At 74.2% G+C, this 22,035-nt stretch carries 16 protein-coding genes; 10 read left to right on the forward strand and 6 right to left on the reverse strand.

From position 1 onward, the window contains the following. Positions 1 to 116: 116 nt before the first annotated feature. Complete coding sequence (locus tag AB0O09_RS12210) at positions 117 to 512, forward strand: SgcJ/EcaC family oxidoreductase (RefSeq protein WP_363541513.1); 396 nt, start codon at positions 117 to 119, stop codon at positions 510 to 512. Positions 513 to 823: 311 nt separating this feature from the next. Then, positions 824 to 1,357 (forward strand): hypothetical protein, encoded by a 534-nt coding sequence (locus AB0O09_RS12215; protein ID WP_363541619.1) that lies wholly within the window; start codon positions 824 to 826, stop codon positions 1,355 to 1,357. Positions 1,358 to 1,420: 63 nt separating this feature from the next. On the opposite strand, the gene AB0O09_RS12220 is transcribed toward AB0O09_RS12215, so the two are convergent. Next, positions 1,421 to 2,752, reverse strand: coding sequence for a diacylglycerol kinase family protein (locus AB0O09_RS12220; protein WP_363541514.1), 1,332 nt, complete (start codon positions 2,750 to 2,752; stop codon positions 1,421 to 1,423). A gap of 234 nt (positions 2,753 to 2,986) precedes the next feature. On the opposite strand from AB0O09_RS12220, the gene AB0O09_RS12225 reads away from it, so the two are divergent. The 3 genes from AB0O09_RS12225 to AB0O09_RS12235 all read left to right on the forward strand — a co-directional run bounded on the left by AB0O09_RS12225 (position 2,987) and on the right by AB0O09_RS12235 (position 8,721). Then, positions 2,987 to 5,206, forward strand: a complete 2,220-nt coding sequence (locus tag AB0O09_RS12225) for an NADP-dependent isocitrate dehydrogenase (protein WP_363541515.1) — start codon at positions 2,987 to 2,989, stop codon at positions 5,204 to 5,206. A gap of 454 nt (positions 5,207 to 5,660) precedes the next feature. Continuing rightward, the gene (locus AB0O09_RS12230; protein ID WP_363541516.1) at positions 5,661 to 6,266 is read left to right on the forward strand and encodes a TetR/AcrR family transcriptional regulator; all 606 of its coding nucleotides are present in this window, start codon (positions 5,661 to 5,663) and stop codon (positions 6,264 to 6,266) included. Positions 6,267 to 6,423: 157 nt separating this feature from the next. After that, positions 6,424 to 8,721: a molybdopterin oxidoreductase family protein gene (locus AB0O09_RS12235; RefSeq protein ID WP_363541517.1), complete on the forward strand. Its 2,298-nt coding sequence runs from the start codon at positions 6,424 to 6,426 to the stop codon at positions 8,719 to 8,721. On the opposite strand, the gene AB0O09_RS12240 is transcribed toward AB0O09_RS12235, so the two are convergent. Beyond that, complete coding sequence (locus AB0O09_RS12240) at positions 8,709 to 9,278, reverse strand: Uma2 family endonuclease (RefSeq protein WP_363541518.1); 570 nt, start codon at positions 9,276 to 9,278, stop codon at positions 8,709 to 8,711. The genes AB0O09_RS12235 and AB0O09_RS12240 overlap by 13 nt on opposite strands. A gap of 145 nt (positions 9,279 to 9,423) precedes the next feature. Here AB0O09_RS12240 and AB0O09_RS12245 point away from each other — a divergent pair, with 145 nt between their 5' ends. Continuing rightward, a complete protein-coding gene (locus tag AB0O09_RS12245) occupies positions 9,424 to 11,085 on the forward strand; it encodes a protein kinase (RefSeq protein ID WP_363541519.1) in 1,662 nt (553 codons plus the stop codon). Between the two features lie 49 nt (positions 11,086 to 11,134). Here AB0O09_RS12245 and AB0O09_RS12250 read toward each other — a convergent pair whose 3' ends face one another. The 4 genes from AB0O09_RS12250 to mutA all read right to left on the reverse strand — a co-directional run bounded on the left by AB0O09_RS12250 (position 11,135) and on the right by mutA (position 16,665). Continuing rightward, entirely contained in the window at positions 11,135 to 11,350 is a 216-nt protein-coding gene (locus AB0O09_RS12250; RefSeq protein WP_363541520.1) for a heavy-metal-associated domain-containing protein, read from the reverse strand. Positions 11,351 to 11,570: 220 nt separating this feature from the next. Beyond that, positions 11,571 to 12,560, reverse strand: coding sequence for a methylmalonyl Co-A mutase-associated GTPase MeaB (gene meaB, locus AB0O09_RS12255; RefSeq protein WP_363541521.1), 990 nt, complete (start codon positions 12,558 to 12,560; stop codon positions 11,571 to 11,573). Positions 12,561 to 12,571: 11 nt separating this feature from the next. Then, positions 12,572 to 14,770, reverse strand: coding sequence for a methylmalonyl-CoA mutase (gene scpA, locus AB0O09_RS12260; RefSeq protein ID WP_363541522.1), 2,199 nt, complete (start codon positions 14,768 to 14,770; stop codon positions 12,572 to 12,574). Beyond that, positions 14,767 to 16,665 (reverse strand): methylmalonyl-CoA mutase small subunit, encoded by a 1,899-nt coding sequence (gene mutA, locus AB0O09_RS12265; protein ID WP_363541523.1) that lies wholly within the window; start codon positions 16,663 to 16,665, stop codon positions 14,767 to 14,769. The genes scpA and mutA overlap by 4 nt, the downstream gene beginning before the upstream one ends. A 410-nt stretch (positions 16,666 to 17,075) precedes the next feature. Between mutA and AB0O09_RS12270 the strand changes: the two genes are divergently transcribed. The 4 genes from AB0O09_RS12270 (at position 17,076) to AB0O09_RS12285 (ending at position 22,013) form a co-directional block, all read left to right on the forward strand. Next, entirely contained in the window at positions 17,076 to 18,167 is a 1,092-nt protein-coding gene (locus tag AB0O09_RS12270; RefSeq protein ID WP_363541524.1) for an ABC transporter substrate-binding protein, read from the forward strand. A gap of 161 nt (positions 18,168 to 18,328) precedes the next feature. Continuing rightward, positions 18,329 to 19,993, forward strand: a complete 1,665-nt coding sequence (locus AB0O09_RS12275; RefSeq protein ID WP_363541525.1) for a sugar ABC transporter ATP-binding protein — start codon at positions 18,329 to 18,331, stop codon at positions 19,991 to 19,993. After that, the gene (locus tag AB0O09_RS12280; RefSeq protein WP_363541526.1) at positions 19,990 to 20,958 is read left to right on the forward strand and encodes an ABC transporter permease; all 969 of its coding nucleotides are present in this window, start codon (positions 19,990 to 19,992) and stop codon (positions 20,956 to 20,958) included. The genes AB0O09_RS12275 and AB0O09_RS12280 overlap by 4 nt, the downstream gene beginning before the upstream one ends. Then, positions 20,955 to 22,013: an ABC transporter permease gene (locus AB0O09_RS12285; RefSeq protein WP_363541527.1), complete on the forward strand. Its 1,059-nt coding sequence runs from the start codon at positions 20,955 to 20,957 to the stop codon at positions 22,011 to 22,013. The genes AB0O09_RS12280 and AB0O09_RS12285 overlap by 4 nt, the downstream gene beginning before the upstream one ends. Positions 22,014 to 22,035 lie beyond the last annotated feature (22 nt).

A 22,035-nucleotide genomic window follows, 5' to 3' on the forward strand; every position in this document is an offset into this window, starting at 1 on the left:
CTAGCTTCCATCAGATCCAGCTGTTGGACTTCTGATCACCGCGGGGCGAGGCTGGAAGCACCGGGCCGGAGGGCGGCCGCGGAACCCAGGAACGGATCGATCGCCGGGAGGGCGTCATGCCGGAGAGCGAGCAGCAGCGGACCGACTACGGGCGCTACGAGAAGGCCGCGCGGCCCGAGGACATCACCCGTCTGTTCGTCGAGCGCTCCAACGCCGGCGACGCCGCCGGGGTCGCCGCGCTGTACACGGAGGATGCCGTGCTGGCCTATCCTCCGGGGTCGTTCACGGTTGGCCGGGAGGCGATCCGGGCACTCTGGGAGAAGGTGTTGGCGAACCGCCCGCACTTCGAGCCGGAGGCGCCGCTGCCGACCCTGGTCAGCGGGGACGTCGCCCTCACCTCGACCCCGCCGCGGGACGGCGCCGGGGCGCGCGCCCAGGTGGTGCGCCGCCAGCCCGACGGGAGCTGGCTGCGCGTCCTCGACCAGCCGGAGTTCGTCAACCCGGCCGGCTGAGCGGCCGCCGGGGCGGTCTGTTCCGGTGATCGGACGCGACCCTCTGTCAGAAGTGTTGACCGTCCGTCACAGTAGTGCTCTGATCGGCGCAACACTCCCGGGAGGATGCACATGGACCTGAAGGACACCTGGTGGGCCTGGGCGCTGGCGCTCATCGGACTCGTCGTACTGGCGATTCTCGGTTCGACGAGCTGACCCGCCGGACCGGCGCCGAGCGGGGCGGCGCCGGCCCCTGACCGCACCCGCCGGACCGATCCGGGCCGGCGGGAGGGCGGCGTCGCTCCCCGGAATGTCCGGTTCGCGCCCCTATGTTGGGTCGGGTGACCAGTACTCCCGCCCCGACCGGGCGGCCCGTGCACAAGGAACGGCCCCACGCCGGACGGACGGACTACGCCGGTGCGGTGTACGGCTCTCTGCTCGCCGCGTCCGTCGTCGCGACCGCCGGTACGGCCGGGGAGTTCCCCCGGCTGCAGCTGATCGGACTGCTGCTGGTCACCGGCGTGGTCTTCTGGGCGGCCCACGTCTACGCACAGGTCGCCGGCGAGCGGATCGTCGGCCAGGCCATCGACCGCCGGGAGCTGCGGCGGGTGGCCGGGCACGAGTGGTCCATCGTGGAGGCCGCCGTGCTGCCGGCCGCGGCGGTGGCGGTCAGCCCGCTGCTCGGCCTCGACCTCGCCGGAACGGCCTGGCTCGCGCTCGCGGTCGCGGTGGCGCAGCAGGTCACCTGGGCGACCCTCGGCGCCGTCCGGGCCGGCGCGTCCCGCCGGATGGCGGTCGGCGAGGGCGTGGCCAACCTGCTGCTCGGCCTGATCATCGTCGCGGCCAAGGCCGCCCTCGGGCACTGAACCCGGGCACCGGACCGGGGATCCGGGCGGGAGCCCCCGCGCGGTCCGCGGGCAGCCGGGGCGTCAGCCGGCGGAGTCGCGCGGCGGGAAGGCGATCTCCCGCAGCCGCTGCCAGTCCAGCGGCGGCCGCGCGCTCGGCACGCCGGGCCGGTGCCGCGGCACCCGCACCCGCAGCGCGGCCGGACGGATCCGGCAGACCACCGGGGTCGGCAGGACGAGCGCCTCGCCGTCCACCCCGACCGGGATCTCGGGGGCGTCGGCGTCGACCACCACCTCGCGGGCGGCGAGCGCCGTCAGCCCGGTCGCACTGCCGCCGCGCAGCAGGCCGACCGCCTGGGCCGCGTTGTCGACCTTGACCCCGAGCACCCCGAGCGCCCCGGTGTCCAGCCGCGGACGCCGCCCCAGCCCGCCCGCGTCGCCGGGCGCGTACGGGTTGTTGCTGACCAGGACGGCCTGCGGGGCGTCCACCGCGGTGCCGCCGGCGCGCAGCACCAGCCGGGGCCCGCTCTGGTGGGTCAGCAGGTCGGGCAGCATGTCGAGGACGGTGCGCACCTTGTCGTCCCGGTAGGCCGGGCTCTGCACCACGGCCGCGTAGGTGCCGAAGGACGCGTTGTTGACGAAGACCCGGTCGCCGATCAGGCCGAGGTCGATGCGCACCTCCACGCCGTCGGTGAGGGCGTCCAGGCAGGTGCCCGGGTCGGTGCGGTCGAGGCCGAGGTCCATCGCGAAGTGGTTGCGCGTCCCGGCGGAGATCACCAGGAAGGGCACGCCGTGCTCGGCGGCGACGCCCGCGACCAGCGCCTGGGTGCCGTCGCCGCCGGCGACCCCGAGCAGGTCGGCCCCGCGGGCCACCGCGGCCCGGGCCAGCTCGGTGACGTCCTGGTGGTGCCCGGGGTCGAGCAGGACGACCTCCGCGCCGAGTGCCCGGGCCCGCTCGGCCAGCCCGAACCGCTCGACCTTGCCGCCGCCGGAGCGCGGGTTCATGATCAGGAACGGCCGGGCGGGCGCCGGCGTGCGGTGCTCGACCGGCTTGCTGGTGCCGCGGGACAGGGCGGACCTCCCGGCCGCCACCGCGACCGCCCACAGCGCCAGCACCAGCAGCACGGCCCAGAGCAGGTCGACCAGCGCGTACCCGACCAGGACGGCGGTCACCGCGCCGACGGCCAGGCCGATCGCCAGCAGGCGCCGGGTGCCGCGGTGGGTGAGCGCCCACCAGAGGCCCGCCACGGCCACCGCCAGCGCGAGGAGCCCGGCGATCAGCAGACCCAGCGACTTCAGGCCGCCGACGATCAGCAGCACCGCCATGGCGCCGCCCACGGCGGCGAAGGCCAGGCGTGCCGCCCAGCGCCGCCGGGTGCCGTCCCCGTGCCCGATCGCGTCCGGTGATCCCGTCATGACCCGATGATGGCACCGCCGGGCGCCGGAGGGGTGGACTCCGCGGCGGTGTCCGGGCCCCGGCGCGGCCGCGGCGCGGTGGCCGCGGAACGGTCATAGGGTGGCGGCGGACTCCTCGTGCGGCGGGCCGCCTCCGGTGCCGCGGGAGAACTCGATCCGGGGGGCGGTGTCGAAAAGGGTCCCGGACGAGATATCTTGACGTCGAGACGTTGTACACGTGAAGCGGAGTACCCGGTGACTGACTCGACCATCATCTACACGCACACTGACGAGGCCCCGGCCCTGGCAACGTATTCCTTCCTGCCCGTGGTCCAGGCGTACGCCTCGACGGCGGGCGTCAAGGTGGAGACGCGCGACATCTCCCTCGCCGGGCGCATCATCGCGAGCTTCCCGGAGCGTCTCGAGGAGGGGCAGCGCATCGACGACGCCCTCGCCGAGCTCGGCGAGCTGGCCAAGACCCCCGGCGCCAACATCATCAAGCTGCCGAACATCTCGGCCTCCATCCCGCAGCTCAAGGCCGCGATCGCCGAGCTGCAGGCCCAGGGCTACGCCCTGCCGGACTACCCGGACGACCCGAAGACCGACGAGGAGCGCGAGACCCGCGCCCGCTACGACAAGGTCAAGGGCAGCGCGGTCAACCCCGTCCTGCGCGAGGGCAACTCGGACCGCCGCGCCCCCGCCTCGGTGAAGAACTACGCCAAGGCCCACCCGCACCGCATGGGTGCCTGGAGCGCCGACTCCAAGACCAACGTCGCCACCATGGGCGTCGACGACTTCCGCTCCACCGAGAAGTCCGCGGTCGTCGCCGAGGCCGGCGACCTCCGCATCGAGCTGCACGGCGACGACGGCTCCACCACCGTGCTCCGCGAGAAGGTGCCGGTGCTCGCCGGCGAGGTCGTCGACGCCTCGGTGATGCGCGTCGCCGCCCTGCGCGAGTTCCTGACCGCCCAGGTCGCCCGCGCCAAGGCCGAGGACGTGCTGTTCTCGGTGCACCTCAAGGCCACCATGATGAAGGTCTCGGACCCGATCGTCTTCGGCCACGTCGTGCGCGCGTTCTTCCCGAACACCTTCGCCACCTACGGCGCCGACCTCGCCGCCGCGGGCCTCAGCCCGAACGACGGCCTCGGCGGCATCTTCAAGGGCCTGGAGGCGCTCGCCAACGGCGCCGAGATCAAGGCGTCCTTCGACGCCGAGATCGCCGCAGGCCCCGCGCTGGCGATGGTCGACTCCGACCGCGGCATCACCAACCTGCACGTGCCGAGCGACGTCATCGTCGACGCCTCCATGCCGGCCATGATCCGCACCTCCGGCCACATGTGGGGTCCGGACGGCCAGGAGGCCGACACCCTCGCCGTCCTCCCGGACAGCAGCTACGCCGGCGTGTACCAGGCCGTCATCGAGGACTGCCGCGCCCACGGCGCCTTCGACCCGGCGACCATGGGCTCCGTCCCGAACGTCGGCCTGATGGCGCAGAAGGCCGAGGAGTACGGCAGCCACGACAAGACCTTCGAGATCGCCACCACCGGCACCGTGCGCGTCGTCGACGCCTCCGGCGCCGTCGTGCTGGAGCAGGTCGTGGGCGCCGGCGACATCTTCCGGATGTGCCAGACCAAGGACCTCCCGATCCGCGACTGGGTCAAGCTCGCCGTCACCCGCGCCCGCGCCACCGGCGACCCGGCCGTCTTCTGGCTGGACGAGGGCCGCGCGCACGACGCCCAGCTGATCGCCAAGGTGAAGGCGTACCTGCCGGAGCACGACACCGAGGGCCTGCAGATCGAGATCCTCTCGCCGGTCGAGGCGACCAAGTTCTCGCTGGAGCGCATCCGCCGCGGCGAGAACACCATCTCGGTCACCGGCAACGTGCTGCGCGACTACCTGACCGACCTCTTCCCGATCCTGGAGCTGGGCACCAGCGCCAAGATGCTGTCGGTCGTCCCGCTGATGAACGGCGGCGGCCTCTTCGAGACCGGCGCCGGCGGCTCCGCCCCGAAGCACGTCCAGCAGCTGGTCAAGGAGAACTACCTGCGCTGGGACAGCCTCGGCGAGTTCCTCGCCCTGGCCGTCAGCTTCGAGCACCTCGCCACCACCACCGGCAACGCCCGCGCCCAGGTGCTGGCCGACACCCTGGACCGCGCCACCGGCACCTTCCTCAACGAGGACAAGTCGCCGAGCCGCCGCCTCGGTGGCATCGACAACCGCGGCAGCCACTTCTACCTGGCCCTGTACTGGGCCCAGGAGCTGGCGCAGCAGACCGCCGACGCCGAGCTCGCCCAGGCGTTCGCCGGTCTCGCGAAGGCGCTGTCCGAGCAGGAGCAGACGATCGTCGACGAGCTGATCGCCGTCCAGGGCTCGGCGGTCGACATCGGCGGCTACTACCAGCCCGACACCACCAAGGCCGCGGCCGTGATGCGCCCGTCGAAGACCTTCAACGACGCCATCGCCGCCCTCGGCTGAACCATCCCGCACTCCCCGGAGTGACCGAAGGCCCCGCCGTTCCGACGGCGGGGCCTTCGCTGTGGAGGCGGTCGGCGCGCACGGGGACGGGCCCGGAGGCGTCCGCACCGGCGAGTGGTCCGCGACCGAGTGGCCGCACGTCCGAGGAGAGCAGTGCTGCAGCGAGTCGGCCCGCGCACGGCGGTACCGAGCTCATCCCCCGTCCCGAGAGGAACCCGGCGGCGCTCGAGGCCGCCCCGGCCGTGGTCGCCGCCGCCCGCCTGCCCGACATGATCGACGGTCAGACCCGGGCCCTGGCGGAGGCCGTCGAGGCGGGAGGCGTCGAACCGATCCGTTCGTTGGTGTCCCACCGGCGATCGACGCCCACCGCCGGCAGGGCGGGCCGAGGCCGTAGAGTCGTCGTCGCAGGCCGCGCCGGTGGCAGCGGCGCCGAACCCACCCGCGGAGGCCCCCGGTGAGCACCCCACGGACGCCGCAGCGCACCCGCTCGTCGCACGACCGGGCGGCGACCGAGGAGGCCCTGCGCAGCGCGGCCCTGGACCTGCTGCAGAAGCAGGGCGTGCTCGCCGGACTCAACCTCCGCGAGGTGGCGGACGAGGCCGGCGTCAACCGCGGCCTCGTCTACCAGTACTTCGGCTCCCGCCGCGACCTGCTGCGCTCCGCCCTGTGGTCGCAGGGCCAGGAGAGCGTGCAGGACGCGGCGGCCGCCGCCTCCGAGGAACTCCCGCTCCGCAAGCGGCTCTCCCGGTTCTTCTGGACGGCGCTGCGCCGCCCCGGCCCGATCCGGCTGATGGCCCTGCTCGTCCTGGACGGCGACGAGCGGCCCCGGCCGATGCCCGGCCGGGCCCACGAGCACCGGCTGCTGGAGGCCGAGGCCGCCCGCGGCGAACTGCCCGTCGACGACACCGACGCCCTGCAGGCGGCCCTCGCCTCCGCCGTGTACGGCTACGCGCTGTTCCGCGAGCACCTCGCCCGGGAGATCGACGTGCCGGTGGAGGAACTGGACGGCCGGGTGGCCCGCTGCCTGGACGCCATGGTGTCCAGGCCGCCCCGCCCCTGAGGCCGACGCCACCCGGATTTCTAGCAGAACGCTGAAAGCCACCCGGGAGCGCGCGGCACCGGAATCGCCGGGGCCGGAGACAAGCGGCCCGATGTGGTTTATCGTTCCGCTAAAACCTGCGGAGCGGTGGCGAGAACCCGCGGCGATGGGAGTCGGCATGACCGAGAAGGCGTACCGCGTCTGCCCGCTGTGCGAGGCGACCTGCGGACTCGAACTCACCCTGGACACCGGCCGGATCACCGCCGCCCGCGGCGACCGGGCCGACGTCTTCAGCCGCGGGTTCGTCTGCCCCAAGGGCGCCGCCCTCGGCCAGCTCGACAACGACCCCGACCGGATCCGCCGCCCGCTGCTGCGCACCGTCACCGGCCACCGCGAGGTCGACTGGGAGGAGGCCTTCGCCGCCGTCGAGGCCGGCCTCACCTCCGTCATCGACCGGCACGGCCGACAGGCCGTCGCCACCTACCTCGGCAACCCCAACGTCCACACCCTGGCCGGCGGCCTCTACGCCGGCGCCCTCGCCAAGGCCGTCGGCAGCACCCAGGTCTACAGCGCCAGCACCGTCGACCAGATGCCCAAGCACGTCTCCTCCGGGCTGCTCTTCGGCGACCCGCTGGCGATCCCCGTCCCCGACCTCGACCGCACCGACCTCCTGCTGATGCTCGGCGCCAACCCCGTCGAGTCCAACGGCAGCCTGTGCACCGCCGCCGACTTCCCCGGCAAACTCAAGGCCCTGCGCCGGCGCGGCGGCCGTCTCGTCGTCGTCGACCCGCGGCGCACCCGCACCGCCGCCCTCGCCGACCGCCACCTGCCGATCCGCCCCGGCACCGACGCCTACCTGCTGGCCGCCCTGGTGCACACCCTCTTCGCCGAGGAGCTCACCGCACCGGGCCCGCACCTCACCGGCGCCGAGGACGTCCGCCGGCTCGTCGAGCCCTTCCCGCCCGAGGCCGTCGCCGACGCCTGCGGCATCCCCGCCGAGTCGATCAAGGACCTCGCCCGCGAACTCGCCGCCGCACCCACCGCCGCCGTCTACGCCCGGATCGGCACCAGCACCGTCGAGTTCGGCACCCTCGCCAGCTGGCTGGTCGACGTCCTCAACGCCCTCACCGGCAACCTCGACCGCCCGGGCGGGGCGATGTTCCCGCTCGCCGCCCGGCGCCGCCGCGGCACCGGCCGGGGCCGAGGCTTCACCACCGGCCGCTGGCACAGCCGGGTCCGCGGCCTGCCCGAGATCAAGGGCGAACTGCCCGCCGTCACCCTCGCCGAGGAGATCACCACCCCGGGCGACGGGCAGGTCCGCGCCCTGATCACCGTCGCCGGCAACCCGGTGCTCTCCACTCCCGGCGGCCACCGCCTCGACGAGGCCCTCACCGGCCTCGACTTCATGGTCAGCGTCGACCCCTACCTCAACGAGACCACCCGGCACGCCCACGTCGTCCTGCCGCCCCCGCCGCCCGGCCGCTCCCCGCACTTCGACCTGGCCTTCGGCGACCTCGCGATCCGCAACACCGCCCGCTGGTCCCCGGCACCCCTCCCGCCGGAGGACGGCGAACTCGACGAGTGCCGCATCCTCTCCCGGCTCACCATGATCGCCGCCGGCCACGGCGCCGCGGCCGCCGCGAACCCGTACGCCCTCGACGACACGGTGATCGCCGGCGTCCTCGCCAAGGCCGTCGCCGACCCGTCCTCGCCCGTCCACGGCCGCGACCCGGCCGAACTCGCCGCCGCCCTGCACGGCGACAGCGGCAGCGAACGCCAGGTCGACCTGATGCTCCGCCTCGGCGCCTACGGCGACGGCTTCGGCGCCGACCCGGACGGCCTCACCCTGGCCCGGCTGCTCGCCGCACCGCACGGCATCGACCTCGGCCCGCTCGAACCCCGGCTGCCCGAGGTGCTGCGCACCCCCTCCGGCACCGTCGAACTCTGCCCCGCACCGCTCGCCGCCGACCTCGACCGGCTGCGCGCCGCCCTCGCCGAGCGCCGTGACGGCCTCGTCCTGGTCGGCCGCCGCCACCTGCGCTCCAACAACAGCTGGCTGCACAACCTGCCCGCACTGACCCGCGGCAGCAACCGGTGCACCCTGCACGTCCACCCCGTGGACGCCGCCGCCCTCGGGCTCGCCGACGGCGGCAGTGCCCTCGTCAGCAGCCGCACCGGCGAGCTCACCGCCCCCGTCGAGATCACCGAGGACGTCATGCCCGGCGTCGTCAGTCTGCCGCACGGCTGGGGCCACGACCGGCCCGGCACCCGGCTGCGCACCGCCGCCGGCGATCCCGGCGTCAACGTCAACCGGCTCACCGACCCCGACGCCCTCGACCCGCTCTCCGGCACCGCCGTCCTCAACGGCGTCCCGGTCCGGGTCCGCCCGGCACCCGGATCCACCCCCGCGACCGTCCCGGTGAGCGCCGTCGAAGCGGCCGCCGGGCCCGCCCTGACGTCCGCTCAGACGGCGTAGCGGATCAGCTCACCGGTCGCCAGCTCGAACGAGAAGGGCGCCGGAACGGGCACGGGGTCGCCGAACTTCCCACGCCACTGCCGGTGGTAGACGCCGTCGTCCGGCTCCGAGAACAGCACGATCGTGCCCTCGCGCGGATCGATCAGCAGGTACAGCGAGATCCGCATGAGCGGGTAGTCGCGGACCTTGCCGACCAGGTCGTTCTCGGGATTGGAGGGCGAGACCACCTCCACCGCGATTTCGGCGAGCTCCGCGGGCACCTCGCTGCCGCCCGGCTCCACCACGGAGAACGGGATGTAGGTGAGGTCCGGGTTGCGCAGCTTGCCGACGTTCGGCGAGGCGAGGTCGGTGTTCTCGCTCGGCATCAGCCCGGCCGGGCGGTGGGCGTCGAACTGCTCGCGGACGACCAGGAGATTGCGTTGGTGGGTCACCGACGGGCCGGCCATGACGATGATCTCGTCCCCGGACACTTCGACCTTCCAGCCGGAGGGCGCGGTCAGGCTCTGTGCGTACCGGAGCAGTCGGGCGTGGCGCCCGGCGATCTCGGAGTCCGACATGCCGTCATCCTTCCATCCCCTGCGGTGCGCCCGCCGGAGCGCGGGGCCGGATGACGACGCCCGGGCGGGGTGGTCGTCCCGGTAGAGTGCCGGGGCGGTGGGGGGTGTCCGTACGAGTCGCGCCCCGGGCACGACGGGGGTGGGCATGCAGGGCGAGCAACTGGACGGCCGGTACCGGCTGGAGGCGGTACTGGGGTCCGGCGGGATGGGCCAGGTGTGGCGGGCCTTCGACGAACGGGTCGGCCGGCCCGTCGCGGTGAAGCTGCTCACGGGTGCCGACACCAGCACCTCCGGCGTCGAGCGGTTCGCTGCCGAGGCCCGGGCCGCCGGCAACCTCAGCAGCCCGCACATCGTCACCGTCCACGACTTCGGCCGGGCCGGGCCCGCGCACGGCGGCGCGCCCTTCCTCGTCATGGAGCACCTCGACGGCCGGGCCCTGGAGGACGTCCTCGCCGAGGGACCGCTGCCACCGGTCGCCCTGGCCCTCGACTGGACGCGGCAGGTCTGCACGGGCCTGGCCGCCGCCCACCGGGCCGGCCTCGTCCACCGCGACATCAAGCCCGCCAACGCCATGCTGCTGCCCGACGGCACGGTCAAGATCCTCGACTTCGGCATCGTCAAGCACCTGTACGAGGACCTCTCGCTCACCGGCACCGGCCACGCCATCGGCACCGCCGCCTACATGGCGCCCGAACAGGCCCGCGGGGACCGCGGCATCGGCCCGGCCGCGGACCTCTACGCCGTCGGCTGCCTGCTGCACACCCTCCTGACGGGCCGTCCGCCGTTCACCGGCGCGCCCCTGGCCGTCCTCCACCAGCACCTCACCCGGCAGCCCGAGGCGCCCGGCGGAGTGCGGTCCGAGGTCCCGGCCGAGGTCGACGCCCTGGTCCTGGCGCTGCTGGCCAAGGAACCGGCGCAGCGGCCCGGCAGCGCCGAGCAGGTCGCCGACATCATCGGCGCGCTGCTCGCCGCCCGGCCCGCTTCCGTCGGTCAACCCGCTCCCGCCGGTCCGGGCGGCGGCGCGGGGCGCCCGTCCCCGGCGGTGCCGCACCCGTCGACGGCCCTCGACGGCTCCCCGAGCCGGGTCGACGCACCCGTGGCCCCGACCACCGGACCGGCCGCCACCGCCGGCCCGACCCCGTACACGGACGCACCCGCGACGCCGCACCCCGCCCGGCCCGCCGGGATCCCGCCCACCGGGGACCCGGCCGGCCTGCCCGCCGAGCCGGGACGGCCGATGACCGCCCGGACCTCCGCGCTGCTCCGCAGCGCCCTCGCGGGCAGCGTGGCCGTCGCCGTTCAGCTGGCCGCCTTCGACTCCTGGACGCCGTGGGCCGCCGCGCTGGCCGGGGTCGGTGCCTTCCTCGTGGTCGCCGCCCTGCTGTGGATCGACAAGCCCTCGCCGCAGCTCGACCGGGGCACCGGCGGGCTCTTCGCCGCGGTGGTGGTCACCCTGTTCTCCGGCGTCCTGCTGCTGTTCTCCTCGCGGACGGCCTGGTGGGTGGCCCTGATCATGACGGTGGCGATGTGCCCCGTCCTGCTGGTGCTGCAGAAGCCGCTGGCCCGCGGCCTCGGCCGGGTGTTCGGCCGCCACGAGGCCGAAGCACAGATGGCGGTCAGCGCGGCCCTGGTGAACGCGGCCGTCGCGACCGGGTTCTACGTCGAGGCCGCCGGCCTCGGCGTGTTGAAGGCCAACGGTCTCGGCCTGCTGACCTGGTGCGGCCTGGCGGCGGTGCTGACGCCACTGCTCCCCGGCCGCGCCGCCGGACCGGAACCGGCCCCCGATGCGCTGAACACGCCCGCCTGAACACGCCGGCCTGAACACGCCGGCCGGGGAACGCCGGTAGGGCCGTGCCTCAGACCCGGCCGACGAGGGTGAAGCCGGCCTCGCCGACCGCGCTGCGCACCAAGGACTCGTCGAGGTCGCCGGCCGACTCCACGGTGACCCGGCCGGTGGCGGCGTGGGCGTTGACGTCGGTGACGCCGGGCAGGGCGGCGAGGCCCGCGGTGACGGTCCGCTCGCAGTGGCCGCAGCTCATGCCTTCGACACTGAAGACGGCGGTCGTGGACATCGGGGAACCTCCGGGAACGGACGGATCGGCGGCGGTGTGCCGCCCTCGGTGCCGACCAGGACAGCGCAGCCGGAGCCGGACGTGCCGGGGACACGCCGCGGATGTGCCCCCTTCGAGTGGTTCCGCCCCGAACGGAGTGCCGTGCGCCCCGCCGGCGCGCCCCCGGACGGCAACGGCCGGCGGGGCGCGTGCCGCGCTCCCACCGGCCGTTGCCGCGGGGTCAGTTCGCCGTGCCGAAGCCGTCCAGGATGCGCTGGGCGGCCAGGGTGGCGGTCAGGGTGCCCTGTCGGACCTGCTCCTCCACGACGGGGACGAGCCGCCGCACCTCGGGGTGCTCGCGGAGCCGGGCGAGCAGCTGGTCGTGGACCATCGCCCACGTCCAGTCGACCTGCTGGTCGCGCCGCTTGGCGTCCAGGGCGCCGGTGGCGTCGAGCAGGCTGCGGTGCTGCTGGAGGCGGTCCCAGAGGACGTCCAGCCCGAGGCCGCCGAGGCCGCTGCAGGTGAGCACCGGCGGTGTCCAGGCGGCGTCCGGCGGCTGGAGCAGCCGCAGGGCGCCGGCCAGTTCGCGCGCGGCGGCCTTGGCGTCCCGCTCGTGCGGGCCGTCCGCCTTGTTGACCGCGACCAGGTCGGCCAGCTCCAGGACGCCCTTCTTGATGCCCTGGAGCTGGTCGCCGGTGCGCGCGAGGGTGAGCAGCAGGAAGGAGTCCACCATGCCCGCCACGGTGGTCTCCGACTGCCCGACGCCGACCGTCTCCACCAGGACGACGTCGTAGCCGGCGGCCTCCATCACCACCATGGACTCGCGGGTGGCACGGGCCACGCCGCCGAGCGTCCCGGAGGTGGGGGAGGGCCGGACGAAGGCGTTCGGGTCGACGGAGAGCTTCTCCATCCGCGTCTTGTCGCCGAGGATGGAGCCGCCCGTCCGGCTGGACGTCGGGTCGACGGCGAGCACCGCGACCTTGTGCCCCATGCCGGTGAGCATGGTGCCGAGGGCCTCGATGAAGGTCGACTTGCCCACACCGGGGACACCGGTGATGCCGACCCGGACGGCCCGGCCGGAGTGCGGCAGCAGGTCGACCAGCAGCCGCTGGGCGAGCTCGCGGTGGTCGGGCCGGATGGACTCGACGAGGGTGATGGCCCGCGCGATCCAGGCGCGCGAGCCGTCCAGGACACCCTGCCGGTACTGGTCGAGGTCGATCGTCCGGGCCACGGCTCAGCGGCTCACAGCTCGTGGCCGAGGTCGGCGGCGAGCGAGGTGAGCAGGTCGTGGGCGGCGTCCGGGATCACGGTGCCGGGCGGGAAGACCGCGGCGGCGCCCATCTCCAGGAGCGTCGGGATGTCCTGCGGCGGGATCACGCCGCCGACCACGATGGTGATGTCCTCGCGTCCGGCCTCGGCGAGTTCGGCCTTCAGCGCCGGCACCAGGGTGAGGTGGCCGGCCGCCAGCGAGGAGACGCCGACGATGTGCACGTCGGCCTCGACGGCCTGCCGGGCGACCTCCGCCGGGGTCTGGAACAGCGGGCCGACGTCGACGGTGAAGCCGAGGTCGGCGAAGGCGGTGGCGATCACCTTCTGGCCGCGGTCGTGGCCGTCCTGGCCCATCTTGGCGACCAGGATGCGGGGGCGGCGGCCCTCGGCCTCCTCGAAGCGCTCGACGAGGTCGCGGGTGCGCTGCAGCGAGGTGGAGGGGCCTGCTTCGTCTCGGTACACACCGGAGATGGTACGGATCTGCCCGGAGTGCCGGCCGTACACCTTCTCGAGCGCGTCGGAGATCTCGCCGACGGTGGCCTTGGCGCGGGCGGCGTTCACCGCGAGCGCCAGCAGGTTGCCGTCCAGCGAGGCGCCCTGCGGGCCGGCCTCGGCGGCCCGGGTGAGCGCGTGCAGGGCGTCCTGGCAGACCTGCTCGTCGCGCTCGGCGCGCAGCCGGCGGAGCTTCTCGATCTGCTGGGCGCGCACCGAGGAGTTGTCGACCTTGAGGACGTCGATCTGCTCGTCGTTGGCGACCCGGTACTTGTTGACGCCGATCACCGGCTGGCGGCCGGAGTCGATCCGCGCCTGGGTGCGGGCGGCGGCCTCCTCGACGCGCAGCTTGGGGATGCCCGCGTCGATCGCCTTGGCCATGCCGCCTGCCGCCTCGACCTCCTGGATGTGCTGCCAGGCGCGGCGGGCCAGGTCGTGGGTGAGCTTCTCGACGTACGCCGAGCCGCCCCACGGGTCGATGACCCGGCAGGTGCCGGACTCCTGCTGCAGCATCAGCTGGGTGTTGCGGGCGATCCGGGCCGAGAAGTCGGTCGGCAGGGCGAGCGCCTCGTCGAGGGCGTTGGTGTGCAGCGACTGGGTGTGGCCCTGGGTCGCCGCCATCGCCTCCACGCAGGTGCGGGTGACGTTGTTGAACACGTCCTGCGCGGTGAGAGACCAGCCGGAGGTCTGCGAATGGGTGCGCAGCGACAGCGACTTGGCGTTCTGCGGGTCGAACTGCTTGACCAGCTTGGCCCACAGCAGCCGGGCCGCGCGCAGCTTGGCGACCTCCATGAAGAAGTTCATGCCGATCGCCCAGAAGAACGACAGCCGCGGCGCGAAGGCGTCCACGTCCAGTCCGGCGCCGAGGCCGGCCCGCAGGTACTCCACACCGTCCGCGAGGGTGTACGCCAGCTCCAGGTCGGCCGTGGCTCCGGCCTCCTGGATGTGGTAGCCCGAGATGGAGATCGAGTTGTACCGCGGCATCTTCTGCGAGGTGTACGCGAAGATGTCCGAGATGATCCGCATCGAGGGCTGCGGCGGGTAGATGTACGTGTTGCGGACCATGAACTCCTTGAGGATGTCGTTCTGGATGGTCCCGGCCAACTTCTCCGGCGGCACCCCCTGCTCCTCGGCGGCCACGATGTACAGCGCCAGCACGGGCAGCACCGCGCCGTTCATGGTCATCGACACCGACATCCGGTCCAGCGGGATGCCGTCGAAGAGCTGGCGCATGTCGTAGATGGAGTCGATGGCCACGCCGGCCATGCCGACGTCGCCGGTGACCCGCGGGTGGTCGCTGTCGTAGCCGCGGTGGGTCGGCAGGTCGAAGGCGACCGAGAGGCCCTTCTGGCCGGCCGCGAGGTTGCGGCGGTAGAAGGCGTTGGACTCCTCGGCGGTGGAGAAGCCCGCGTACTGGCGGACCGTCCACGGCTGGTTGACGTACATGGTCGGGTAGGGGCCGCGCAGGAACGGCGCCACGCCCGGGTAGGTGCCGAGGAAGTCCAGGCCGGCCAGGTCCTCCGCGGTGTACAGCGGCTTGACGCCGATGCCCTCCGGGGTCTCCCAGACCTGCTCGTCGACGTCCTTGCCGGTCGCCCGCTGCCAGGCGTCGCGCCACTGGCCGCCGTCGCCGGCGGGCGTGCCGGAGCCCAGCCCGATGGTGGTGAAGTCGGGGATCATCGGGCCACTCCGATCTCGTCCAGGAGGGAGGTCAGGACCTCGACGGCGTTGCAGCCGGCGAACACGTAGGCGTCCACGCCGGCGCGCTCCAGCGCCTCGCGCAGCTCGCCGGGGCGTCCGGCCAACAGCACCTTCGCGGCGCCCGCGGTCTTCAGCGCCTTCGCGACGGCCTCGCCGTGCTCGGCGTACTGCGCGTCGCCGGAGCACAGGCAGGCGACGGTGGCGCCGCTCGCCGCGAACGCCTCGGCCAGCGCGGCCGGGTCGCCCGGACCGGTCATCGCGGTCTCGACGGAGGCGGTCTCGATGCCGCCGGCCTGGAAGAGGTTGGCGGCGAAGGTGGTGCGCGCGGTGTGCGCGGCGGCGGTGCCGATCGAGGCCAGGAACAGCTTCGGCCGGGCGCCGGTGGCGGCCAGGTGCGCGTCCGAGCGGTCGCGCAGCGCCTCGTACGCCTCGGCGCGGCGGACCTGCGGCAGGCCGCCGCCGCGGCGGGCGGGCGCGGGCTCGCGGACGAGCGGCTGCTCGCCCAGGTTCGGGAACTCGCTGACGCCGGTGACCGGCTCGCGCCGCTTGGCGATCTTCGCGGTGCGCTCCGCCCAGGTCGCGGCGATCCGCTCGCCGACCAGGCCGGAGGCGAGGGCCGCGCGCAGGCCGCCGGCCCGCTCGATCTCCTGGAAGAAGGCCCAGGCGGCCCGGGCGAGCTCGTCGGTGAGCGCCTCGACGTACCAGGAGCCGCCGGCCGGGTCGACGACCTTCGCCAGGTTGGACTCCTCCAGCAGGATCGCCTGGGTGTTGCGGGCGATCCGGCGGGCGAAGGCGTCGGACAGGCCGGCCTCGGCGTCGAAGGGCTGCACGGTGACGGCGTCGGCGCCGCCGACACCGGCGGCCAGGCAGGCGACGGTGGTGCGCAGCATGTTCACCCACGGGTCGCGGGCGGTCATCATCACCGAGGAGGTGACGGCGTGCTGGCGCTGCGCGGCGGCCGGGCCGGTCACCCCGGAGACCTCGGCGACGCGGGCCCACAGGCGCCGGGCGGCACGGAACTTGGCGATGCCGAGGAACTGGTCCTCGGTGGCCGCGTAGCGGAACTCCAGCTGGCCGGCGGCCTCCTCGGCGGTGAGCCCGGCGGCGGTCAGCGCGCGCAGGTAGGCGACGCCGGCGGCCAGCGAGCAGCCGAGCTCCTGGGCGGCCGAGGCGCCGGCGTCGTGGAAGACGAGGGCGTCGACGGCCAGGGCACGGACGTTCGGGTAGGTGCGGCCGCAGTGCGCGGCCAGGTCGGCGGCCTCGGCGAGCTGCGCGGTGGTGGCGGAGTCGTCGCCGGTGCGGGCGAGCAGGCCCAGCGGGTCGGCGCCGAGGTTGCCGGAGGCGACGTCGGCGGGCACCGCGCGCTCGGCCAGCAGCGCGAACAACTGCTCGGCGGCGGGACGGAATTCGGCGCCCGCGTCGAGGACGACGGCAGCGAGGTCGAGGTACACGCCCTGCAGCACGGCGGGCAGCGCGGCCACCGGCAGGCCGCCGTCGCCGACGGTCAGCCAGAGCGAGGTGACGCCGTTCTCGAGGTCGGCGAGGACCGCCTCGTTGGCGCGTGCCGCGTCCGGGTCGGCGTGGCGCTGCCGTACGTCCCAGCCGGACACGGCGGAGCCGTGCGGCCGGCCGCCCCGCACGTACGGGGCGAAGCCGGGGAGGCCGGCGTCGGCCGGCGCGTCCTCGGCGGTGTACAGCGGGCGGGCGCTGAGCCCGTCCTGGAGCTTGGTGGTGAGCGCTTCCTCCGCCTGAACGCCGCTCGCGTCCTGCACACCCGACTTGCGCAGCACGCCTTCGACGAGGCACTGCCACTGCTCGCGGGTCGCATCCGGGAACTCGGCGGCCAGGGGAAGCCCTTCGGGCTGGACCGTCATGAGTGCAGGTTAGTGCCCGTTAGCAGGCGGACAGCAGATCAATCCAGTGTGACCTTTCCCTCGCTGCACTCCAGGTGACGGGGAGTGCAGCGGCTCCGGGCGGCGGGCCGGGAACCGGCCCCCGGGGTCGGCCCGGGTCGGCTGCCGGCCCGTCAACTCGGCCCGGGACGCGTGCGGCAACGGATTCGACAGGGCGTGCCGTGACTCTTGTCGGCCCTGCAACACCGGTTGTATAACGTTGTAAACGCCCGCTGGAGAGCGCGATCTCCCCGCCGGGCCGCTCGTCCTGCACGTCAGCGAAGCCTTCCCCGCCTCCCCGAACCGGCCCGCCACCGGTGCGCCCCGGCCTGCCTCGGCACGCCCGGAACCCCCCCGGCCGCGCCGTCCCACCCGTCAAGGAGCGTCCTCGCATGACCAGCATCCGCAGATCCCGCAGCCTGCTCGCCTCCGCCGCGCTGCTCGCCTCCGCCGCCCTCGTCCTCACCGGCTGCGCCAAGGAGGAGACCCCGGCCGCAGGCTCCGGCGACGGCCAGGCCGCCCAGGCCGCCACCGGCGCGGCCGCCTCCGCCCCGGCCGCCGGCGCGGGCTGCACCCTGCAGAGCACCGGCACCCCCAAGATCGACCTGAAGGACGCGATCGTCGGCTTCTCCCAGTCGGAGAAGGAGGCCAACCCCTTCCGCATCGCCGAGACCCAGTCGATCAAGGACGAGGCCGCCAGGCTCGGCGTCAAGAAGCTGCTCACCACCAACGCGCAGTCCCAGCTCTCGAAGCAGATCAGCGACATCCAGGACATGCTCAACCAGGGCGCGCAGCTGCTCGTCGTCGCGCCGCTGAACTCCGACGGCCTGCAGCCGGCGCTCGCCGCCGCGGCCGCCAAGCACGTCCCGGTGATCACCATCGACCGCAAGGTCAACGCCACCGCCTGCAAGGACTACCTGACCTTCATCGGCTCCAACTTCGTCGAGCAGGGCAAGCGGGCCGCCGACGCGCTGGTCCAGGCCACCGGAGGCACCGGCAAGGTCGCCATCCTGCTCGGCTCCTCCGGCAACAACGTCACCACCGACCGCACCAACGGCTTCGTCGAGCAGCTGAAGGCCAAGGCGCCCGGCATGGAGATCGTCGCCCAGCAGACCGGCGAGTTCGCCCGGGACAAGGGCCAGCAGGTGATGGAGCAGCTCATCCAGTCCAAGCCGGAGATCACCGCGGTGTACGCGGAGAACGACGAGATGGGCCTCGGCGCCGTCACCGCCCTCAAGAGCGCCAACCGCAAGCCCGGCAAGGACGTCAAGATCGTCTCCATCGACGGCACCCGCAACGCCGTCCAGGCGCTCGCCGCCGGCGACTACAACGGCGTCATCGAGTCCAACCCGCGGTTCGGCCCGCTGGCCTTCGAGACCCTGCAGAAGTTCCTCGCCGGGGAGTCCGTCGCCGACAGCGTGATCATCACCGACCGCGCCTACGAGCCGGGCAACGCCGCGGCCTCGGTCGCCGGCGCGTACTGAGCCGGCTCGCCCCGCGCGCCCCGCTGACCTCGGGGCGCCCGGCCGGCCCTCCCGGCCGCGCGCCCCGGACCAGCCCTTCCGCCCTTCCTCCGCCGCACACCTGTGCGCCCCCGTACACCCCGTACACCCCGTACACCCCGTATGCCCCGGAGGTCCCACCCATGGCCCCACCCGCCCAGGCGGCCGCCCCGCCCGAGGACGGAGCCGCCGCGCCGCCCGCGCTGGAGGCCGTCGGCGTGGCCAAGCGCTTCCCCGGCGTCGTCGCCCTCGACGACGTCTCGCTCACCCTGCGGCCCGGCGAGATCCACGCCCTGGTGGGGGAGAACGGCGCCGGCAAGTCCACCCTGATCAAGGTGCTCACCGGCGTGCACCGCCCCGACGCCGGCGAACTGCGGATCGCCGGCCGCCCGGTCACCCTGCACCGGCCGTTCGACGCCCAGCAGGCCGGGGTCTCGACGATCTACCAGGAGGTCAACCTCGTCCCGCTGATGAGCGTGGCCCGCAACGTCTTCCTCGGCCGCGAGCCGCGCACCCGCTTCGGCCTGATCGACTTCGCCCGGATGCACGCGGAGAGCGCCGAACTGCTGGCCGGCCTCGGCGTCACCGTCGACCCGCGCCGCCCGCTGCACACCCTCGGCATCGGCGCCCAGCAGATGGTCGCCCTCGCCCGCGCGGTCTCCGTCGACGCCCGGGTGGTCGTGATGGACGAGCCCACCTCCGCCCTGGAGCCGCGCGAGGTGGAGACGCTCTTCCGGGTGGTCGGCGACCTGCACGCGCAGGGCATCGCGATCCTCTACGTCAGCCACCGGATGGACGAGCTGTACCGGCTCTGCGACCGGGTCACCGTGCTGCGCGACGGCCGCCTGGTGCACACCGGCGAACTGGCCGGACTGGACCGCCTCGACCTGGTCTCGATGATGCTCGGCCGGGACGTCGCCGAGGTCCGCCGGCACGGGGTCACCGGCTTCGGCGACGGCCACCGCGCCGACCGCGAACCCGTCCTCACCGCCCGCGGCCTGACCAGGCGCCACCAGCTGCACGGGGTCGGCCTGGAACTGCGCCCCGGCGAGGTGCTCGGCCTCGGCGGACTGCTGGGCTCCGGCCGCAGCGAGACCGCCAAGGCGCTCGCCGGCGCGCTGCCGCTGGACTCCGGCGCCGTCGAGGTGGCCGGCCGCCCGCTCGCCCGGCGCTCCCCGGCCGCCGCGATCCGGGCCGGCATCAGCCTGCTGCCGGAGGACCGCAAGGCCGAGGGGATCGTCCCGGAGCTGTCCGTCCGGGAGAACATCGTGCTCGCCGCGATGCCCCGGCTCTCCCGCTTCGGCCTGGTCTCCCGGCGCCGCCAGGACCGGCTGGTCGAGGTCTTCATGAAGCGGCTGCGGATCAAGGCGTCCAGCCCCGAGCAGAAGGTCGGCGAACTCTCAGGCGGCAACCAGCAGAAGGTGCTGCTCGCCCGCTGGCTCTGCCTGGAGCCCCGGGTGCTGCTGCTCGACGAGCCCACCCGCGGCATCGACGTCGGCGCCAAGGCCGAGGTGCAGGCGCTGATCGACGAGCTCGCCCGCGAAGGGCTGGCGGTGCTGCTGATCTCCTCCGACATCGAGGAGCTCGTCGAGGGCGCCGACCGGATCACCGTGCTGCACGCCGGCGCCGTCGCGGGCGAACTCACCGGCGAACACGTCACCGAGTCCGAACTGCTGGCCCTGCTCGCCGACAGCGCCGACCGAGCAGACACCGCCGACAGCGCCGACAGCGCCGACAGTGCCGAGCCCGCCGAGCCCGCTGCGGCCGACGGCCCGGCCGCGGAGCCCGCCCCCGAGGAGAAGCGATGACCCAGCCCGCCCTCGCCGGGCGGCCCGCCGCGCTGCGGCTGCCCGACGCCGCCTGGCTGCAGAAGTACGGCGTGTACCTCGCCGTCGCCGTCCTGCTGCTGTTCAACGCCCTGTTCACCGAGCACTTCCTGACCGCCGACAACCTGCGCACCCAGCTCGTCCAGGTCGCCCCCGTGGTGATCGTCGCGCTCGGCATGGCCCTGGTCATCGGCACCGAGGGCGTCGACCTGTCGGTCGGCTCCACCATGGCCCTCGCCAGTGCGCTCCTGCCGCTCTACCTCGGCTACGGGCTCGTCCCGGCCCTGCTGATCGCCCTGCTCGCCGGAATCGCCGTCGGCCTGGTCAACGGCACCCTGGTGTCCGTCGTCGGACTGCAGCCGATCGTCGCCACGCTCGCCCTGTTCGTCGGCGGCCGCGGCCTCGCCCTGGTCGTCGCCGACGGCCGGCTCAAGCAGATCGTCAACCCCGACCTGCTCGCCCTCGGCTCCGGCAGCCTGCTCGGCGTGCCGTGGACGGTGCTGATCGCCGGGGCGCTCGCGCTGCTCGTCGCCGGGCTCGTCCACCGCACCACCTTCGGCCGCCGCCTGGTCGCCGTCGGCGGCAACCGCACCGCCGCCGGACTGGCCGGCCTGCCCGTCCGCCGGATCCTGTGCGGGGTGTACGTGATCTGCGGGGTGTTCGCCGCCCTCGCCGGCGTGCTGGCCACCGCCCGGCTCACCGCCAGCGACCCGTCCGCCCTGGGCACCCTGATGGAGCTGTCCGCCATCACCGCGGTGGTGGTCGGCGGCACCCCGCTCACCGGCGGCTCGGTCCGCGTCCTCGGCACCGTCACCGGCGCCCTGCTGATGCAGCTGCTGCGCGCCACCCTCGTCAAACACGACCTGCCCGACTCCACCGCCCAGATCGCCCAGGCGGCCATCATCCTGGCCGCCGTCTACGCCGCCCGGGAGCGCCGGTCGCGATGAAGAAGCCCGCCCTGCTCACACCCGTGCCGGCCGCCGCGCCCGCCGGGCCCCGTCCCGCACCCGCCGCCACCGCCACCCGCCCCGCCACCGCGGACGGTGCCCTCGCCGCCCGGCTGCTCGGCCGGCTCCAGCGCCAGGCCGTGCCCGCCGTGCTCGTCCTGCTGGTGCTGGTCTCCTCGGTGCTGTTCCCGTCCTTCGGGACGCTCGACAACGCCCGCAGCATCACCGTGCAGACCTCCTTCCTCGCGATCGTCGCCCTCGGCATGACCCTGGTCATCCTCACCGGCGGCATCGACCTGTCCGTGGGCTCGGTCTTCGCGCTCGGCGGCGTCCTGGCCGCCTGGGCCTCCCCGTGGGGGATCGTCCCGGCGCTGCTGCTGCCGCTCGCGGTCTGCGGCACGATCGGCGCGATCAACGGACTGCTGGTCGCCCGGGCCGGGATGGCGCCGTTCATCGTCACCCTGGCCACCCTGCTCGCCGCCCGCGGCCTGCTGCTCGCCGTCACCCACGAGGGCGCCACCACCTACCTGGTGCCCCGCGGCTCCGCCTTCGCCGGACTCGGCCAGGGCACGGTCTGGGGCTTCGGCCACCCGGTGCTGATCGCACTCGCCCTCTTCGGGCTCGGCGGCGTGCTGCTCCAGCGCACCCCCTTCGGCCAGAGCGTCTTCGCGATCGGCGGCAGCAGCGACGCCGCCACCCTGATGGGCCTGCCGGTCGCCCGCACCCGGGTCCTGGTCTACCTGCTGAGCAGCCTGCTCGCCGGGCTGGCCGGCGCGCTCAGCGCGGCCCGGCTCTCCTCCGGCGTCACCATCGTCGGCGTGGGCATGGAGCTCGACGCGATCGCCGCGGTGGTGATCGGCGGCACCCTGCTGACCGGCGGCGCCGGCACCGTGGGCGGCACCCTGTGGGGCGTCCTGCTGCTCGCCGTCATCCAGAACCTCATCAACCAGATCGGCTCGCTGAACTCCTCCTACCAGTCCGTGGTGAGCGGCGGTTTCCTGATCGTGGTCGTCCTCGCGCAGCGGTACCTCTTCCGCGCGCGTCCAACCCCGTAGAAATGACCCGAGAAACCGTCGG

This window comes from Kitasatospora sp. NPDC093679, assembly GCF_040683455.1.
In the GTDB taxonomy this organism is placed as follows: Bacteria; Actinomycetota; Actinomycetes; order Streptomycetales; family Streptomycetaceae; genus Kitasatospora; species Kitasatospora arboriphila.

What these genes read in the sequence shown, in the direction of transcription:
- AB0O09_RS12210 (WP_363541513.1), top strand. Translation starts at nt 117, where the DNA reads ATGCCGGAGAGCGAGCAGCAGCGGACCGACTACGGGCGCTACGAGAAG.
- AB0O09_RS12220 (WP_363541514.1), bottom strand. Translation starts at nt 2,752, where the DNA reads ATGACGGGATCACCGGACGCGATCGGGCACGGGGACGGCACCCGGCGG.
- AB0O09_RS12235 (WP_363541517.1), top strand. Translation starts at nt 6,424, where the DNA reads ATGACCGAGAAGGCGTACCGCGTCTGCCCGCTGTGCGAGGCGACCTGC.
- AB0O09_RS12240 (WP_363541518.1), bottom strand. Translation starts at nt 9,278, where the DNA reads ATGTCGGACTCCGAGATCGCCGGGCGCCACGCCCGACTGCTCCGGTAC.
- AB0O09_RS12245 (WP_363541519.1), top strand. Translation starts at nt 9,424, where the DNA reads ATGCAGGGCGAGCAACTGGACGGCCGGTACCGGCTGGAGGCGGTACTG.
- AB0O09_RS12250 (WP_363541520.1), bottom strand. Translation starts at nt 11,350, where the DNA reads ATGTCCACGACCGCCGTCTTCAGTGTCGAAGGCATGAGCTGCGGCCAC.
- scpA (WP_363541522.1), bottom strand. Translation starts at nt 14,770, where the DNA reads ATGATCCCCGACTTCACCACCATCGGGCTGGGCTCCGGCACGCCCGCC.
- mutA (WP_363541523.1), bottom strand. Translation starts at nt 16,665, where the DNA reads ATGACGGTCCAGCCCGAAGGGCTTCCCCTGGCCGCCGAGTTCCCGGAT.
- AB0O09_RS12270 (WP_363541524.1), top strand. Translation starts at nt 17,076, where the DNA reads ATGACCAGCATCCGCAGATCCCGCAGCCTGCTCGCCTCCGCCGCGCTG.
- AB0O09_RS12275 (WP_363541525.1), top strand. Translation starts at nt 18,329, where the DNA reads ATGGCCCCACCCGCCCAGGCGGCCGCCCCGCCCGAGGACGGAGCCGCC.
- AB0O09_RS12280 (WP_363541526.1), top strand. Translation starts at nt 19,990, where the DNA reads ATGACCCAGCCCGCCCTCGCCGGGCGGCCCGCCGCGCTGCGGCTGCCC.
- AB0O09_RS12285 (WP_363541527.1), top strand. Translation starts at nt 20,955, where the DNA reads ATGAAGAAGCCCGCCCTGCTCACACCCGTGCCGGCCGCCGCGCCCGCC.